The organism is Serratia sp. TSA_105.2, from assembly GCF_052692115.1.
This window is the reverse complement of the sequence record NZ_JBQZFT010000001.1, coordinates 521,839-537,297: the sequence shown is the minus strand read 5'-3', so window position 1 is coordinate 537,297 and position 15,459 is coordinate 521,839. Positions and strand designations below refer to the sequence as shown.

The following is a 15,459-nucleotide window of genomic DNA, read 5'->3' as shown; positions in this document are numbered from 1 at the left end:
GCCCCCAAACTCTTGTCTGGTTGGGGGCCATTTTTTATCCAGCTACGGGCAGCGGCTTACTTGCCGGTGGCCAATTCGCCGTACACCACTTGGCCTCGGAAACCGCGCCGCACCTGCTGGAACAGCTCGCGGAACGCCGGGTAATCCTGCGCCTGGCACAGCGCTTCCTTACCGCGAATGGCGTTCACCTGCAGGCGATGATTGACGATCACCTGCTGCCCGTCGCGCCGCCACGCCACGCGATAGTCGCCCGCCGCATTGCGGAACTGCTTGTCTTGCGGAATGGCGATGATCGGCACGTTGGCCGGCAGTTGCAGACGGTAGGTTTCGTCGTAGCGCTGCGCGCTGCAGTAGAACGGCGTTTCGTTGTCCGGCGCCGGCGTGGTGGTATACAGCGTGCGGAACGATTTGCCGCCGGGCGGATTCGGCAGCGTCATGCCGCCCACCACGCCGAAATCGACGTAGTCGTCCGCCTTGAAGCGGAAGCGGTAACCGAACTGTTTTTTGAGATCCAGCGGATCGCTGTTCATCGCCACCTCGCCGCTGCCGTCGATGCCGGAGGCGGACATGATCGACGCTTCGGCCTGCGCCCGGTTCTGCCGGTTGATCTGCGAGAAGTAGCCCCGCAGGTCAATCTCTTCCACTTCGCTCAGCCGACGCTCGGTTTGCCCGTGCAGATTGCCCGCTTTGTCGAACACGAAATCGACGCTCAGCGCGCTCTTGACCGGCTGCTCGTCGCTGCCCGGCGTGCGCGCCAGCTTGGCGTCGCGCGTCAGCAGCACCGGCGCACCGAGGTCGCCTTCCGGCAGCTGCCCGAACCGCGCCCACGGATTGGTGGAGTCCAGGTACAGTTTGAATTCCGGCACGTAGGTGATGGCGTGGTTAAAGCGGCTGAGCAGCGGCACCTTAGGCAGTATTGGGCCTTCGTCCATGCCGATCAGCACCGGCGAGCTTGCAATGCCCTTGGCGGCAAGCAGCGCCTCCAGGATCACCACGTGGTCCTTACAGTCGCCGTAGTGGTTGTCGAGAATGCTCTGCGCCGAATTCGGCTCCAGCCCGCCGTTGCCCAGGTACACCGCCACATAGCGAATGTTTTGCGCCACCCAGCGATAGAGGGCCTCCGCCTGCTCGCGCCGATCGCTGATGCCGGCGGTGATGTTGTCCGCCAGCGCCTGAATGCCCGGCGTCACCTGCGCCGCCGCACCGGCCTTCAGCTGGTAGGCCTTGGCCAACTGCGGCCACTCGCGGTAGGTGCTGGCCATGATGGTCGGGCTGAAGGTCCAGCTGTCCGCCGCCCAGTTTTGTGATTTCATCGGCGCGCTGCGCGAATAATGCCAGCGCCAGTGCGCCTGCCCGTCGCGGATTTGCGGCTGGTCCCCGCCTTCCACGCCGCGCGTGAAGATATGCATCGGCAGCTTGGCCGGCGCCTGCAGGGTCACTTCGGCGTCGTCGAACTGATCGAAAACGCTGAACGTCTCCCACAGGCCGAAATAGTCGGGGAAATACGGGGTGTTTTGCGTGCGGCGCAGCTCATACACCACGCGCGATCCCGGCGCCAGGTTGGAGAACACGATGACGCGCACTTTGCGGTCGGCATACAGCGGCGCCGTGGCGCTGGAGTAGCTTTCCTGGGTATAGATGCGATCGGGCGCCACGTCGTGGCGCTGGCCGTCGGCGGTCAGCGTATAGGCGGCGACCACCTCCAGCGTTTCCATTTTTTCGCTGTAGCTCAGACGTATCTGGCTGAATTTCTCGACCGCCGCCTTGGTCTTCAGCAGAACTTCGTAGCTTTCCGTCTTCACGTTGGTGGCGTTGGCGTTGACGCGGTAATCCGCGCGATAGCGCACGAAGCTGAAATCGTTGTTGGCCGTGTCGTTCTGACCCTGATCCGCCGCGGCGGGCGGTGCAACGGCCAACACGGTGGCCGGGTACGTTGCCGTCAAACCGGCGAATAACAGCAGGGAAGGAATAGCGATTTTCATCTTCGGTCCTTGAAGGGCAATAAACGGCGACGCCGGGCTACGCGCTCGTCCCGGCGTCAAAACAGGCGGGCACACTAATATAATTGAGAATCATTTTCAATAAACGGACCTTCAACGCCCGGCTAACCCTGTTCTATCAGCATCACGGCGGTGGTCTCCGGCTCCAGCGCTTCGAAAACATGCTCGCGATCGGCGGAGTAGCTGATGTAATCGCCGGCGCTCAGCTCCAGCGGCTGGTCCGCCGGCCCGAGGCGCGCCCGCCCGCTGCTGATAATCACATGCTCGACGGTGCCGGGGGGATGCGGCCGGGAAAGTTTGGCTTTGCCGGGCTGCACCCGCAGCCGGTAAATATCGCGCTGCGCCCCCGGCGGGCAGGTGGCCAGCAGCGTGGCGGCGTAGTTGCCCTGCTCCGACAGCGCCGCCGTTCCTTCATGGGCGCGGATCACTTGCACCTGCCTGCTCGGCTGTGAAATCAGCCGGCTGACCGGCACGTCCAGCGCCATCGCCAGCGCCCACAGCGTTTCCAGGCTGGGATTGCCGCTGCCGGCTTCCAGTTGCGACAGCGTGGATTTGGCGATGCCCGCACGTTTCGCCAGTTCGGTCACCGACAGGTTCAACCGCTCCCGCTCGCGGCGGATTGCCGCCGACAGCAGGCCGATAGGCGTGATGTTCTGCATTCGATCGTCACTCATTGTTCGTTATACCATCCATTTTGTTCGACTTGACGAACGCCTGTATTCGTGTTCATCATAATGTTCGATTGTTCATTTTAATGATTAAGCCGCTTCACCACAAGTACGGCCAGGCAACGAAGGAAACAACATGAAAACGAAAACGCGCGGTGCAGTGCAAATGATCCTCGCCATGACCATCTCCGGCACCGTGGGGTGGCCGGTGCTCGTTTTGGGGCAGCCGCCCGCGACGGTGGTGTTTTGGCGCTGCGCGTTCGGCGCGCTGGCCATGCTGGCGACCTGCGCCGCACTCGGTCAGTTGAAGCAAGGCGCGATCAACCGGCGCCAGATGGCCTTCGCCCTCCTCGGGGGGATCGCCCTGGTGCTCAACTGGACGCTGCTGTTTGCCGCCTATAAGCATGCCTCGATCGCGGTCGCCACCGTCACCTATCACGTTCAGCCGTTCATGTTGGTGGCGCTGGGGGCGCTGCTGTTTGGCGAAAAACTGACGGCTAACCGGCTGGGCTGGCTTCTGCTGGCGTTCGCGGGGATGGTGTTGATCGTCACCGGCCGGCAAAACGGCGGCGGCGATGGTGACTATCTGCTCGGCGTGGCGCTGGCGCTCGGCGCGGCCCTGATGTACGCCATTGCGGCGGCGATCGTCAAACAGCTGGCCGCGCTGCCGCCGCAGCTGATCGTGTTGATTCAGTTGACCGTCGGTATGCTGGCGCTGGCGCCGTTCGCCGGCCTGGCCACGCTTTCTGCGGCCCCCATCGACTGGCTGCTGCTGGCGACCCTCGGCCTGGTGCATACCGGCTTGATGTCTACGCTGCTGTATGGCGCCATTCAGAAGATCCCCACGGCCCTGGTCGGCGCCCTGTCGTTCATCTACCCGGCGGTGGCGATCGTGGTGGACTGGGCGGTGTTCGGCCACCGCCTCAGCCTGCTGCAGCTGCTGGGCACGCTGGCAATCCTGGGCGCCGCGGCGGGCATGAACTTCGGCTGGCGGCTCTCGCCGATCATCCGGCGGGTTGATAAAACCGGTTAATCCCGTCCGGCGGGCAAGCTATGCACAATAAGGCATTCGTCTTGCGCCCGGCGCGGTGCTATTTATTTAAACCGTGTAGGGTAGAAGGAGTGTTCTATGTGGCATCACCGCCTGCAACGGCGCATCCGTTTCAGCTACTGGAACGAACTGTGCGTCGAAAAAAATAAGGGAAGGCGCAAGCCTTCCCTTTTGTCATTCACCGCCCGGATCAGAAACGGTCGGTTTTCACCACCTCGTCGAACGGCAGTTTGCCGATGCGCGGATAAGGTTGCCCCGCCGCCTTGCCGATGGCGACCATCAGTGCGATCTGATAGTGCGCCGGTTTGTTGATGATCTCGCCCACGGCGTCGAAATCAAACCCGTCCATCGGGCAAGAGTCGTAGCCCTGCGCCTTGGCAGCCAGCATCAGCGTCTGGGCAAAGATGCCGCTGCTGCGCATCACTTCGTCGCGCTGTACCTGCGGCTTATCGCGATAATACTGATCGACGGCCGGGATCATGAACTGCTGTACCGGCTCCGCCGCCTCGGCCCAGACGTTTTTTACCTGTGACTCCCAGCTCGACAGATCGCCGCACAGCACGACCAGCATCGATGCGTCGGTCACCTGCGCCTGCCCCCACGCCGCCTCGCGAATTTTCTCGCGCTGAGCGCGATCTTCGATCAGCAGCGGGCGCCAGTGCTGCAGGTTAAAAGCGCTGGGTGCGCCCTGCAGCGCGATAGTCAGCAACGCTTTTTTCTCTTCGAGCGTCATCACGTGCTGCGTATCGAACTGCTTGGTGGCGCGGCGCTGGCGGATTGCGTCTAACGTATTCATTTTACTGCCTCTGTCCATGTGAAAGGCCCTATTGTCGCCAACGCGGCGCGCCTGTCCAGCCCTCGGCGACTATTTCTGCGCGGTTTCGGCGCGCAGGCGGCCGACCTGCGCCGCCAGATCGGGCCACGGCGCCTGACCGGCGTAGTGCTGCCGCAGGTAGTTGAGCAGGATGGCGATCTGCGCGTCATCCAGGTTATGGCGGAAGCCCGGCATATAGCCCAGTTCGGCGTTCGCAGGCCGCTGTATACCATCCAACACCACGCGAATGGCATTGTCCGGCGCCTCGGCAAACAGATTGGTGTTCAGCGCCAGAGACGGCCGCACTCCCGCCATCTGCGCGCCTTTTTCCTGCGCATGGCAAGCCATGCAGGCGCCGGAAAACAGCCGCGCGCCTTGCGAGTTCAGGGGCTCCACCTGCCGTTCCGCCTGAGCGTTCAACGTGACCGCCGTCGCATCCGCCGGCGTTTCAGGATGATAGCTGCGCAGATAGACGGCGATCGCCTGCAGATCGGCCTGCGGCAAGCGGGATAACCCTTCTTCGATCACCGGCGCCATCGGGCCGGCGGCCACGCCGTGGTTGGCCGAGTAGCCGGTACGCATAAAATCGACCAGATCCTGCTGCGTCCAATCGAGCGGCGCAGGCGAGCGGCCGGTCAACGCCGGCGCCGTCCAGCCTTCCGCCACGCCGCCTGCCAGGTGGTCGCTACCGGTTTTTTCGCCGAACAGCACGTTGCGCGGCGAGTGGCAGGCGCTGCAGTGCCCCAGCCCTTCGGCCAGATAAGCGCCGCGGTTCCAGGCGGCGCTTTGGGCCGGGTCTTCCTGCATCGCGCCCGGCGTCAGGAACAGCAGGTTCCAGGCGAAGATGCCCTGGCGGATATTGAACGGAAAGTGCAGATCGGTGGCCGGCGGCCGGTAATTGACCGGCGGCTGCGACATCAGGTAGGCGTACAGCGCCTGCAGATCGTCGTCACTCGTGCGGGTAAAGGCGGTATAAGGAAACGCCGGATAAAGGTAGCGCCCCTGGCGATCGACGCCGTGCCGCATGGCGCGTTCAAACGCCGCGTAGCTCCAGCTACCGATGCCGGTTTCCACGTCCGGCGTGATGTTGGTGGTGTAAATGGTGCCGAAGGGGATCTCCATCGCCAACCCGCCGGCGTTGCGCTCACCGCCCGAACGGGTGTGGCACACCGCGCAATCGCCGAGATCGGCCAACGTTTTGCCGCGCGCGATCTGCGCCTCGCTGAAACGGTGCGTCGCATCGGCGGCGAGCGGCGCGATTTCCGGTTGCCAGCTGGCGACAACGCCGGCCACCACCACGGCGATCGCCGTGAAGCCACCCCACCCGACGATTTTTTTCATCTTACTCATTTTTGCTGTCCTTGTTCGTGACGGGGGTTAATGGCCGGCCTGAGCGCGCAGCGCGGCGAGCACCCGCGCTGGCGTAAACGGCACCTCGCGCAGCCGCACGCCGAGCGCGTCAAACAGCGCGTTGCCGATCGCCGCCGCACTCGGCACCGAGGCGGATTCTCCGGCGCCCATCGGCGCTTCCTCCGGGCGATCGATCAGCTGGATATCGATCTGCGGCAGCTCGTCGAAACGCAGGATCGGATAGCCGCCCCAGTCCAAAGACGTCACCCCCGTCTCGTTGAAGGTTACAAACTCTTTCAGCACCCGGCTGGCGGACTGGATAATGTTGCCGTGCACCTGATGGCGCACCCCGGCCGGGTTGATCATGCGGCCGCAGTCATGCGCCACGAAGATTTTATCGAGCGTGATCTGCCCGGAGCGGCGGTTGACGCTGAGATCGCACACCCAGGCCGCCCAGGCGGCGCCGAAGCCGGGGAACTTGCTGTGGAAATAGCGCGCGTAGGCGAAGCCGCGGCCGCTCACCACTTCGGCGCCGGCGGCGCGCGACCGGTGCGCCGGGCCGTCTTGCCAGTTCGCCTGCCGTTTCAGGGCTTCAATCAAGGCCACCGCACGCGGATCGTTCAGATAGCGCAAACGAAACGCGATCGGATCCTCGCCGGCGCGCCAGGCCAGCTCGTCGATCCAGGACTCATGGGCGAACACGTTGGGCAGCGCCGAAACGCCACGCATCCACGAAGCCCGCACGATCGGCGCGGCGTCTTGGCAGACTACCCGCATGTGCGGATACTCGTATTGCGGAATGGCGGTGCGATCGCCCATCTGCTGCACGTCGGCCCGGTTGGCCTCTTTGCCGGTCAACACCAGCGGCAAGGTCACGGCATTGTTGGAGGGATAGCTGGTTTTCAATTCGTAGGCCGCCACCCGGTTTTGCGCGTCGAGGCCGCCGCGCACTCGAATCAGCTGGCCGGTGCCCTTCGGCTCCCAGCCGGATTCCTGTTCGCGCATCAGCTGCACGCGCACCGGTCGGCCGGTAGCCCGCGCCAGCAGCGCCGCGTCCGCCGAGACGTCGTCGGCGCAGTTGCGGCCATAGCAGCCGGAAGCCTCCATGCGGGTGATGTGCACCTGCCCAGGCGGCAGCTCGAGCAGCCTGGCGATGTCTTTTCGCAGATCGTGCGGGTTTTGCGTGCCGGACCACACCTGCGCCCGCCCGTCTTTGACCTCCGCCACCGCGCAGGAAGGGCCGATCGAGGCGTGCTGATGGTAAGGCCAGACATAGTCCGCCTGCACTTCGGTATGCAGCAATGCCAACGCGGCGTCCGTTCCCGCGTCGTCGCGCAGCACGCGGTCGGTTTTCGGATTGGCTTCCAGCGCGGCGGGCAGCGCTTCCGGCGACAGATCCGGCAACCCGGCCCAGGGTTTCCATTGGGTTTTCAGCCGGCGCATGGCGGCGATCGCCTGCTCCTCGCGTTCGGCCACGATGCCGATGAAATCGTTGATCACCACCAGTTTCACGATGCCCGGCAGGTGCGCGATCGAGCTTTCATCCACCGACAGCAGGCCACTGCCCAACGGCGCGCTGCTGTCGGCGCCTGCGTATGGCGGACGCACCACCCGGCCATGCAGCATGCCGGGCAAGCGCAGGTCGTGTACGTAGGTCAGCCCACCGCTCACTTTGGCCGGAATATCGACCCGGGGCACGGCGCGGCCCACATAGCGGTTCTGCCGTTCGCTGTTCAGCTGCACGTTTTTATCCAGCGTCACGTGCAGATTTTGCCCACTCGCCAGCTGCGCATAGCTCAGCGAACGCCCTGGGTTCCTGGTCACAAATACCTGTCCCGCCGCCGCCGTCAGCTGTTCGGCCGGCAGTTCGAAGGCTTTGGCCGCCAGCGCCGTCAGCAGGTGTCGCACCTGCGCCGCCGCCTGTCGCAGCGGCACCGACGTCACCTGAAGGGTGGCGCTGGCGATGGTCGGCCCCTGATCCGGCGTGCGTTGCGTATCGCCAAGGATCATCGTGACTTGTTCGAACGGCACGCAAATTTCATCGGCGACGATCTGCGCCAGCGCGGTGCGAATGCCGGTGCCCAGATCGACGTGGCCATTGAACGCCGTTACCCGGCCGTCGGCGGTAAGGCTGATAAAGCTGTCCACCCGATCCAGCGGCAGCTCGGCGGGCGATGCAACCGCCTCGGCGGCGAAGGCGTTAAACGGCGCGGGCAGCAGGCTGCTGACCATTAACACACCGCCGGCCTGCAGCAGCTGGCGGCGGGTCAGTTCTAGGCGGCTCATGCTTGCCTCCGCGCGGCCAGCAGATCGCGGGCGCGCTCGGCGGCATGCAGGATCTCGATATGCGTGCCGCAGCGGCACAGGTTGTAGGCCAGCTCTTTCTTGATGGTTTGTTCGTCCGCCTCCGGCTCGCGCTCGAACAGCGCGACCAGCGTCATGATCATGCCGTTGGTGCAGTAACCGCACTGCGCCGCCTGCTCATCGATAAACCCCTGCTGCACCGGATGCGGCGTTTCCGCGGTGCCCAGGCCTTCCAAGGTGGTGACGGATTTTTTTCCTACGGCGGACAGCGGCATTGAGCAGGAGCGTGCGGCGACGCCGTCGATCAGCACCGTGCAGGCGCCGCATTCGCCCAGGCCGCAGCCGTATTTGGGGCCGTTCAATTGCAGATCGTTGCGTAAAACGTACAGCAGCGGGGTCTCGGGCGAGATATCGCCGAGTGGAACCACCCGGCCGTTAACATTGATTTCCATGGTGAAACTATCCCTTAAGCAAACGGATTTAATCCGTAACATCACTGCGATGAATAATTGTGCAGCGTGCTAATAATTATCATCAAAAGACTTGATAATGTTAAGGGAATGTAGCCGCCATGGCTTTAACGAAAAGTGGGTATTTTCTATAAATTTCCTATAGATAAGCCTGGTTTTATGATTGCGCGCCGTGATTATTGGCGTTCGTCAACGCGGCCTCGGCGCCGTCGACCAACAGCCGGAGGCCGGCTTCGAACAGCGCGTCTGCCCCCTTGTCCTGCAGCTTTTCCCAGCCTCCACACAGCAGCGGGTAGCGCCGGCGATCGGCTTCGTTCAGCGCATCATCGGGCTGCATTTGCTGCTCTTCCAGCACCCAACCCACCACGAAACGCCCGACGGCGAACAGCAGATTAACGGCGTGTTCCGGCGTAAAGCCCGCCCGGCACAGCAGCGCCACCTTGGCCTCGATGATGGCGAATTGTGGTTCCTGCGGCCGGGTGCCGGCGTGCAGGCGCGCCCCGTCGCGGTAAGCCAGCAACGCGCGGCGGAAGTTGACTGCATTGGCGGTCACCCAGGCCTGCCAGGGAATGTCGGCGGGCACCTCTTCGCGGTGGTCCAACATGATGGTTTCCGCCATCGCCTTCAGCAGCTCGGCCTTGTTTTTGAAGTGCCAATAGAGCGTGGGGGATTGCACGCCCAGATGCTGCGCCAGGCGGCGGGTGCTGAGGGCATCGATGCCGATGTCATCCAGTAACGCCAGCGCCCCGCGCAGGACGGTTTCACGCGTTAAACGCGCCGCAGTATTTTTTTCGCTCATCTCTCTATCACTGATAGGGTAACTGTGGAATACTCCATACTCTATCACTGTTAGAGTCACAATTTTGAAAAAACCCATGCTGGTTATTTTGTTGACGGTGTTGCTGGATGCGGTAGGCATCGGTCTGATCATGCCTATTCTGCCGGCGCTGTTGCGCTCGCTGGGCGGTCTTGACGCCGGCAGCGTGCATTACGGCGCCCTGCTGGCGGCCTACGCCTTGATGCAATTCCTGTTTTCGCCGATCCTCGGCGCGCTGAGCGATCGTTTCGGGCGGCGGCCGGTGCTGTTGATTTCGCTCGCCGGCGCGGCGGCCGACTACCTGCTGATGGCGTTCGCGCCGACGCTGGCCTGGCTCTATCTGGGGCGGTTGCTGGCAGGCATTACCGGCGCCAACATGGCGGTTGCCACCGCTTACGTCACCGATATTACTCCCGCCGGCCAGCGCGCGCGGCGTTTCGGCCTGGTGGGCGCGGTGTTCGGCATCGGCTTTATCGTCGGCCCGCTGCTCGGCGGTTCGCTGGGCGAATGGCACCTGCATGCGCCCTTCCTGGCGGCGGCGGCAATGAATGCCCTCAACCTGGTGATGGCGTTTTTCCTGCTGCCGGAATCGCGTAAATCCCGCCCCCGCGCCGCCGAGAAAATTCGCCTTAATCCCTTTTCGTCATTGCGCCGGCTGCACGGCAAGCCTGGCCTGCTGCCGCTGGCCGGCATTTACCTGATTATGGCACTGGTTTCGCAGGCGCCGGCCACGCTGTGGATTTTATACGGCCAGGATCGTTTCGGCTGGAGCATGATGGTGGCGGGCCTGTCGCTGGCCGGCTACGGCGCCTGTCACGCGCTGTCGCAGGCCTTCGCCATCGGCCCGCTGGTCGCGCGGCTCGGCGAGCGTAAGGCGCTGCTGATCGGCCTGGCCGCCGACGCCGTGGGCCTGGCGCTGTTGTCTGTCGCCACGCGCGGCTGGGCGCCGTTCGCCCTGCTGCCGTTCTTCGCCGCGGGCGGCATGGCGTTACCCGCGCTGCAGGCGCTGATGGCGCACAAGGTGGACGACGATCATCAGGGCAAGCTGCAAGGGACGCTGGCCAGCATGGGCAGCCTGATCGGCGTCGCGGGGCCGCTGGTGGCGACGGCGCTGTATGCCGCCACGCGCGATGTCTGGCCCGGTCTGGTCTGGGCGTTGGCCGCCGCCCTGTACCTGGTGGTGCCGCCGCTGCTGGCGCGCTCACGCGCCAGGGATGCGGCGCCATAACTTTGCCGTTCTTTAACTTTAGAAAGCAGAAACCGGCATTTTGCCGCCGTGATCCGCTGACCTATGCTAACCCAGTGTGATGAAACGCGTTTTCATGGCATGTCTTCCGGAACGTTTTGCTTTATTTGTTCGTTGTGAACCCTGGGCCGCGCCTGACTGGTGCGGCTTTTCTTTTTGCCCGGCAGTGCCAGCGGCGGTGAATTTTGCTATGTTAACCCGCAGATAAGCTTCCCGTTTTCAGCCGCCGGACCGACTCATGTTTACCCATAAAGCAATCGCCGAGCTCAACGCCCTGGAGCTGATGGTTTATACCTACGTCAGCAAACACAAGAATCAAGTGATGTACATGACCATCCGCGAGCTGGCTGAGGCAGCCGGCGTGTCTACCACCACCGTGCTGCGGTTTTGCAAGAAAATGGGCTGTGACGGCTATTCGGAATTTCGCATCCGTTTCAAGCTGTACCTGGAACAAACCGATGCGCCGCCGGTCGATTCCGGCATCGGCGAAATCCTCAGCTTTTTTAAAAGCGTCAGCAACGAAGAGTTTAATCAGCTGATCGATCAGGCGGTGCACCATATCGCCGCCGCCGAGCGGATTATTTTCGTCGGTATCAGCACCTCAGGCGCGCTGGGGAAATATGGCGCACGTTTCTTTTCCAACGTCGGGAAATTCAGCACCCACATCGACGATCCTTATTATCCCGTCAACAGCGACATGTATAAAAACGCGGTAGCGATCATGCTGTCGGTCACCGGCGAAACCGAAGAGATCCTGCGGCTGGCCAGCCAGTTCAGCCTGCACCACTGCAAGATCATCAGCATCACCAACAACGAAACCTCTTCGCTGGCGCGGCTGGCGGACTTCAACCTCTCCTACCACGTTCCGCAGCATTTGATCGGCGGGCATCACAATATCACCACGCAAATCCCCGTGCTTTACATTATTGAAACCATCGGTAAACGGCTCGGGCATATTAATTCGGCAAAATAAAACAGGCTGTTTTTTTATTGTGACAAATCACTTTCCACGGTGATTTGTTATATCGTGACATTTCTTTCGGTCTTGCTACTCTATTCTCAACGCAGCGTTATTACCCTTCATTAAATAAACCGATGAGACATTGACGATGAAACAGTTGCCGAAGGATTTTCTGTGGGGGGGCGCGGTCGCCGCGCACCAGGTTGAAGGCGGTTGGGATCGGGGCGGCAAAGGGCCCAGCATCGCCGACGTGCTGTCCGGCGGCTCGCACGGCGTGGATCGCGTGATGACTGACGGCGTGCTCGACGGCTATCGCTACCCCAACCACGAAGCGGTGGATTTCTACGGCCGCTATAAGCAGGACGTGGCGCTGTTCGCCGAGATGGGCTTCAAGTGCTTCCGCACCTCGATCGCCTGGACGCGCATCTTCCCGAACGGCGACGAAGCGACGCCGAACGAGGCCGGCCTGCAGTTTTACGACGATCTGTTCGACGAACTGCTGAAATACGGCATCCAGCCGGTGATCACTCTGTCCCACTTCGAAATGCCTTACCATCTGGTGAAGGCCTACGGCGGCTGGAAAAATCGCCGGGTGGTGGAGTTCTTCGTGCGCTTCAGCGAGGTGGTGATGCGCCGCTACCGCGAAAAAGTGAAGTTCTGGATGACCTTCAACGAGATCAATAACCAGAGCAACTACCGCTATCCGCTGTTCGGCTACTGCTGCTCCGGCGTGGACTACACTCAGGAAGACAATCCGGAACAGGCGCTGTATCAGGTGTTGCACCACCAGTTCGTCGCCAGCGCGCAGGTGGTCAAACTCGGCCATCAGATCAACCCGGAATTCAAGATCGGCTGCATGCTGGCCTGCGTGCCGTTCTACCCGTATTCCTGCAAGCCGGACGACGTGATGTACGCCGTCGAGGCGATGCACCAACGCTATCTGTATACCGACGTGCAGATGCGCGGCTACTACCCAAGCTATCTGCTGCGCGATTGGGAACGCAAAGGGCTGAAGATCGAGATGCAGCCGCAGGACGCGCAGATCCTGCGCGAAGGCTGCACCGACTACATCGGCTTCAGCTATTACATGAGCAACGCGCTGCAGGCTAACGCGGTGGACGGCAGCGACGGCATGTTCGGCTTCCCGGGCAACGTGCCGAACCCGCACGTCAAGGCCTCCGACTGGGGCTGGCAAATCGATCCGGTCGGGCTGCGCTATTCGCTGAACGTCCTGTATGAACGCTACCAGAAGCCATTGTTTATCGTGGAGAACGGTTTCGGCGCCTTCGACAAGGTGGAAGCAGACGGCCAGATCAACGATGACTACCGCATCGACTATCTGCGCGCCCATATCGAGGAGATGAAGAAAGCGGTGATTGAAGACGGCGTAGACCTGATCGGCTATACGCCGTGGGGCTGCATCGACTGCGTGTCGTTCACCACCGGCGAGTACAGCAAACGCTACGGCTTCATCTACGTCGACAAGCATGACGACGGCACCGGCACGCTCGAGCGTTCGCGCAAGAAGAGCTTCGACTGGTACCGCCGGGTGATCGCCAGCAACGGCGAGCAGCTGTAACCACACGGCAGGCAATCAGGGGCGATTTTCGCCCCTTTTTACTGCGCCTTATTCCGCTGCCTGCCCGGCGGCGAGATACTTCGCCATTTCCGCCGGCGGCACCATGCCGCCACCGGTCGCCCATACCAGGTGCGTCGCCTGCGCCAGACTCTCGGCGCTGATGCCTTGCTCGCTGAGCGCCTTCGCATGGGCTGCAACGCGCCACGGCCCGGCCATGCCGGCCAGCGCGGACGGCTCCAGCTGAAGATGCTCGTGCTTGTCCAGCAGCCCGAGCAGCGCAAACATCTCTTCGTCGCTCAGGGTGTAAAAGGCGCTCAGCAGGCGCTCCATTGCCCGGCCGACAAAGCCGGAGGCACGCCCCACCGCCAGCCCGTCCGCCGCGGTGCGGTTGTCGATGCCAAGATCCTGCACCGCAATGCCGTCATGCAACCCGCTGTAGACGCCGAGTAGCATGCAGGGCGAATGGGTCGGTTCGGCGAAAATACAGTGAACGTGATCGCCGAACGCCAGCTTGAGGCCAAACGCCACGCCGCCCGGCCCGCCGCCGACGCCGCACGGCAGATACACGAACAGCGGATGCTGCGCGTCCACCACGATGCCCTGTTCGGCGAACTGCCGCTTCAGGCGGCCGCCTGCCACCGCGTAGCCGAGGAACAGGGTTTGGGAGTTTTCATCGTCGATAAAGAAACAGCGCGGATCGTTCGCCGCCTGCTTGCGCCCCTGCTCGACCGCCACGCCGTAATCTTCGGCGTACTCCACCACCGTGACGCCGTTATCGCGCAGCTTTTGCTTCTTCCACGCCCGCGCATCCGCCGACATGTGCACGCTGACGTCAAACCCCAGCCGGGCGCTGATGATGCCGATGGATAATCCCAGATTGCCGGTCGAGCCGACGGCGATACGGTACTGGCGGAAGAACTGGCGAAACTCGTCGGAAAACAGCCGGGCGTAGTCGTCGCCGATCTGCAGCAGCCCGGCCTCCAGCGCCAGCGTCTCCGCGTGCGTCAGCACCTCGTAGATGCCGCCGCGCGCCTTGATTGAGCCGGAGATCGGCAGATGGCTGTCCTTTTTCAATAGCAGGCGCCCGCCCAACGTCTGCCCATAGCGCCGATCCAACGCCTGCTGCATGGCGGGGATCGCCACCAACTCGGATTCGATGATCCCCCCAGTGGGCTGGGTTTCGGGAAAGGCCGCGGCGAGATAAGGCGCGAAGCGCACCAGGCGCTGCTCCGCTTCGGCGACGTCGGCGGCGGTCAGGCCGACATGGGGCAAGCCTGCGGCCAGCGTTGTCGCACGCGGATTGAACCAGGTGATCGGCTCGAGGGCGACCATTCGTTGCAACAGCGGATGCTGCGCAACCCACGGTTGAATCTGTGATTTTTGCATAAGAGTCCCTGACTGATTTGGCGTTGCCGTCACCATGCCGTGAACGCCGGCGGCTGACAAATGATAAATACTGAACTTGAGGTGCAACAGATTGATGCAAGCGCGGCGCTAGCCGGCCGCGACGCCAAACAGCATGCCGACGCCGGAGGAAACCGCCATCGCCAGGACGCTCCAGATCAGGATACGCGCCACGCCCGGCAAGATCGGCGCACCGCCGGTTTTCGCGGCGATGCCGCCGAGAATGCCGAGGGAAATCAGCGCCGATGCCACCAGCGCCGGCCGCGTCCAGGCAATCGGCACCCACAGCGCCACCAGCAGCGGCAACAGTGCGCCGAGAGAGAAACTGAGGGCCGATGCCAACGCGGCCTGCAGCGGCCGGGCGCGCGTGGCGGCGGAAATGCCCAGTTCGTCGCGCGCGTGGGCCTCCAGCGCATCATGCGCCATCAACTTTTCCGCCACCTGCCGGGCCAGCGCCGGGTCCAGCCCGCGATGCACGTAGATAGACGTCAGTTCGCGGAACTCCCCCGGATAGTCTTCGAGCAGCTCCGCCTGTTCCTCGGCCAGCGCGGCCTTTTCGGTGTCCGCCTGCGACGACACCGACACGTACTCGCCGGTGGCCATCGACATCGCGCCCGCCACCCACCCGGCGACGCCGGCGATCATCAGCGCGGAATGCGAGGCGCTGGCTGCCGCCACGCCCAGCAGCAGGCTGGCCGTTGAGACGATACCGTCGTTGGCGCCGAGCACTGCCGCCCGCAGCCAGCCGATGCGTTCAATACTGTGCCGCTCTCGATGCATCCTTTCTCTTCCTCG

The 15,459-nt window shown here is 62.9% G+C and carries 13 protein-coding genes; 4 read left to right on the top strand and 9 right to left on the bottom strand.

Annotation, left to right across the window (positions count from 1 at the left end):
• Nucleotides 1-56: 56 nt before the first annotated feature.
• Entirely contained in the window at nucleotides 57-1,982 is a 1,926-nt protein-coding gene (locus tag ACUTSC_RS02380) for a DUF3857 domain-containing protein (protein WP_197767259.1), read from the bottom strand.
• 122 nt (nucleotides 1,983-2,104) lie between these two features.
• A complete protein-coding gene (locus ACUTSC_RS02375; protein WP_443002486.1) occupies nucleotides 2,105-2,674 on the bottom strand; it encodes a helix-turn-helix domain-containing protein in 570 nt (189 codons plus the stop codon).
• A gap of 130 nt (nucleotides 2,675-2,804) precedes the next feature.
• Here ACUTSC_RS02375 and ACUTSC_RS02370 point away from each other — a divergent pair, with 130 nt between their 5' ends.
• Nucleotides 2,805-3,701: an EamA family transporter gene (locus ACUTSC_RS02370; RefSeq protein WP_197767260.1), complete on the top strand. Its 897-nt coding sequence runs from the start codon at nucleotides 2,805-2,807 to the stop codon at nucleotides 3,699-3,701.
• Nucleotides 3,702-3,909: 208 nt separating this feature from the next.
• On the opposite strand, the gene ACUTSC_RS02365 is transcribed toward ACUTSC_RS02370, so the two are convergent.
• From ACUTSC_RS02365 to tetR, 5 genes are all read right to left on the bottom strand, one after another.
• Entirely contained in the window at nucleotides 3,910-4,515 is a 606-nt protein-coding gene (locus ACUTSC_RS02365; RefSeq protein WP_197767261.1) for a nitroreductase family protein, read from the bottom strand.
• A gap of 69 nt (nucleotides 4,516-4,584) precedes the next feature.
• On the bottom strand, nucleotides 4,585-5,883 hold the full coding sequence (locus ACUTSC_RS02360; protein WP_197767262.1) for a c-type cytochrome: 1,299 nt from the start codon (nucleotides 5,881-5,883) through the stop codon (nucleotides 4,585-4,587).
• A 27-nt stretch (nucleotides 5,884-5,910) separates the two neighbouring features.
• Complete coding sequence (locus ACUTSC_RS02355) at nucleotides 5,911-8,169, bottom strand: molybdopterin cofactor-binding domain-containing protein (RefSeq protein WP_197767263.1); 2,259 nt, start codon at nucleotides 8,167-8,169, stop codon at nucleotides 5,911-5,913.
• The gene (locus ACUTSC_RS02350; protein ID WP_197767264.1) at nucleotides 8,166-8,639 is read right to left on the bottom strand and encodes a 2Fe-2S iron-sulfur cluster-binding protein; all 474 of its coding nucleotides are present in this window, start codon (nucleotides 8,637-8,639) and stop codon (nucleotides 8,166-8,168) included. Before ACUTSC_RS02350 ends, ACUTSC_RS02355 begins: the two co-directional genes overlap by 4 nt.
• Nucleotides 8,640-8,814: 175 nt before the next feature.
• Nucleotides 8,815-9,456 (bottom strand): tetracycline resistance transcriptional repressor TetR, encoded by a 642-nt coding sequence (gene tetR / locus ACUTSC_RS02345; protein WP_197767265.1) that lies wholly within the window; start codon nucleotides 9,454-9,456, stop codon nucleotides 8,815-8,817.
• Nucleotides 9,457-9,520: 64 nt separating this feature from the next.
• Here tetR and tet(41) point away from each other — a divergent pair, with 64 nt between their 5' ends.
• From tet(41) to ACUTSC_RS02330, 3 genes are all read left to right on the top strand, one after another.
• Entirely contained in the window at nucleotides 9,521-10,702 is a 1,182-nt protein-coding gene (gene tet(41), locus ACUTSC_RS02340; protein ID WP_445653057.1) for a tetracycline efflux MFS transporter Tet(41), read from the top strand.
• Nucleotides 10,703-10,958: 256 nt separating this feature from the next.
• Entirely contained in the window at nucleotides 10,959-11,693 is a 735-nt protein-coding gene (locus ACUTSC_RS02335; protein WP_063989923.1) for a MurR/RpiR family transcriptional regulator, read from the top strand.
• Nucleotides 11,694-11,823: 130 nt separating this feature from the next.
• Nucleotides 11,824-13,260, top strand: a complete 1,437-nt coding sequence (locus ACUTSC_RS02330; protein WP_443002482.1) for a 6-phospho-beta-glucosidase — start codon at nucleotides 11,824-11,826, stop codon at nucleotides 13,258-13,260.
• A gap of 48 nt (nucleotides 13,261-13,308) precedes the next feature.
• Here ACUTSC_RS02330 and ACUTSC_RS02325 read toward each other — a convergent pair whose 3' ends face one another.
• Together ACUTSC_RS02325 and ACUTSC_RS02320 are read right to left on the bottom strand one after the other, a co-directional pair.
• Entirely contained in the window at nucleotides 13,309-14,646 is a 1,338-nt protein-coding gene (locus ACUTSC_RS02325; protein ID WP_197773201.1) for a D-serine ammonia-lyase, read from the bottom strand.
• A gap of 108 nt (nucleotides 14,647-14,754) precedes the next feature.
• Nucleotides 14,755-15,444 (bottom strand): VIT1/CCC1 transporter family protein, encoded by a 690-nt coding sequence (locus ACUTSC_RS02320; protein WP_197767269.1) that lies wholly within the window; start codon nucleotides 15,442-15,444, stop codon nucleotides 14,755-14,757.
• Nucleotides 15,445-15,459 lie beyond the last annotated feature (15 nt).

Bases quoted from the DNA above. Each gene is read 5' to 3' on its own strand.
- ACUTSC_RS02380 (WP_197767259.1), bottom strand. From the start codon at position 1,982: ATGAAAATCGCTATTCCTTCCCTGCTGTTATTCGCCGGTTTGACGGCA.
- ACUTSC_RS02375 (WP_443002486.1), bottom strand. From the start codon at position 2,674: ATGAGTGACGATCGAATGCAGAACATCACGCCTATCGGCCTGCTGTCG.
- ACUTSC_RS02370 (WP_197767260.1), top strand. From the start codon at position 2,805: ATGAAAACGAAAACGCGCGGTGCAGTGCAAATGATCCTCGCCATGACC.
- ACUTSC_RS02365 (WP_197767261.1), bottom strand. From the start codon at position 4,515: ATGAATACGTTAGACGCAATCCGCCAGCGCCGCGCCACCAAGCAGTTC.
- ACUTSC_RS02360 (WP_197767262.1), bottom strand. From the start codon at position 5,883: ATGAGTAAGATGAAAAAAATCGTCGGGTGGGGTGGCTTCACGGCGATC.
- ACUTSC_RS02355 (WP_197767263.1), bottom strand. From the start codon at position 8,169: ATGAGCCGCCTAGAACTGACCCGCCGCCAGCTGCTGCAGGCCGGCGGT.
- ACUTSC_RS02350 (WP_197767264.1), bottom strand. From the start codon at position 8,639: ATGGAAATCAATGTTAACGGCCGGGTGGTTCCACTCGGCGATATCTCG.
- tetR (WP_197767265.1), bottom strand. From the start codon at position 9,456: ATGAGCGAAAAAAATACTGCGGCGCGTTTAACGCGTGAAACCGTCCTG.
- ACUTSC_RS02335 (WP_063989923.1), top strand. From the start codon at position 10,959: ATGTTTACCCATAAAGCAATCGCCGAGCTCAACGCCCTGGAGCTGATG.
- ACUTSC_RS02325 (WP_197773201.1), bottom strand. From the start codon at position 14,646: ATGCAAAAATCACAGATTCAACCGTGGGTTGCGCAGCATCCGCTGTTG.
- ACUTSC_RS02320 (WP_197767269.1), bottom strand. From the start codon at position 15,444: ATGCATCGAGAGCGGCACAGTATTGAACGCATCGGCTGGCTGCGGGCG.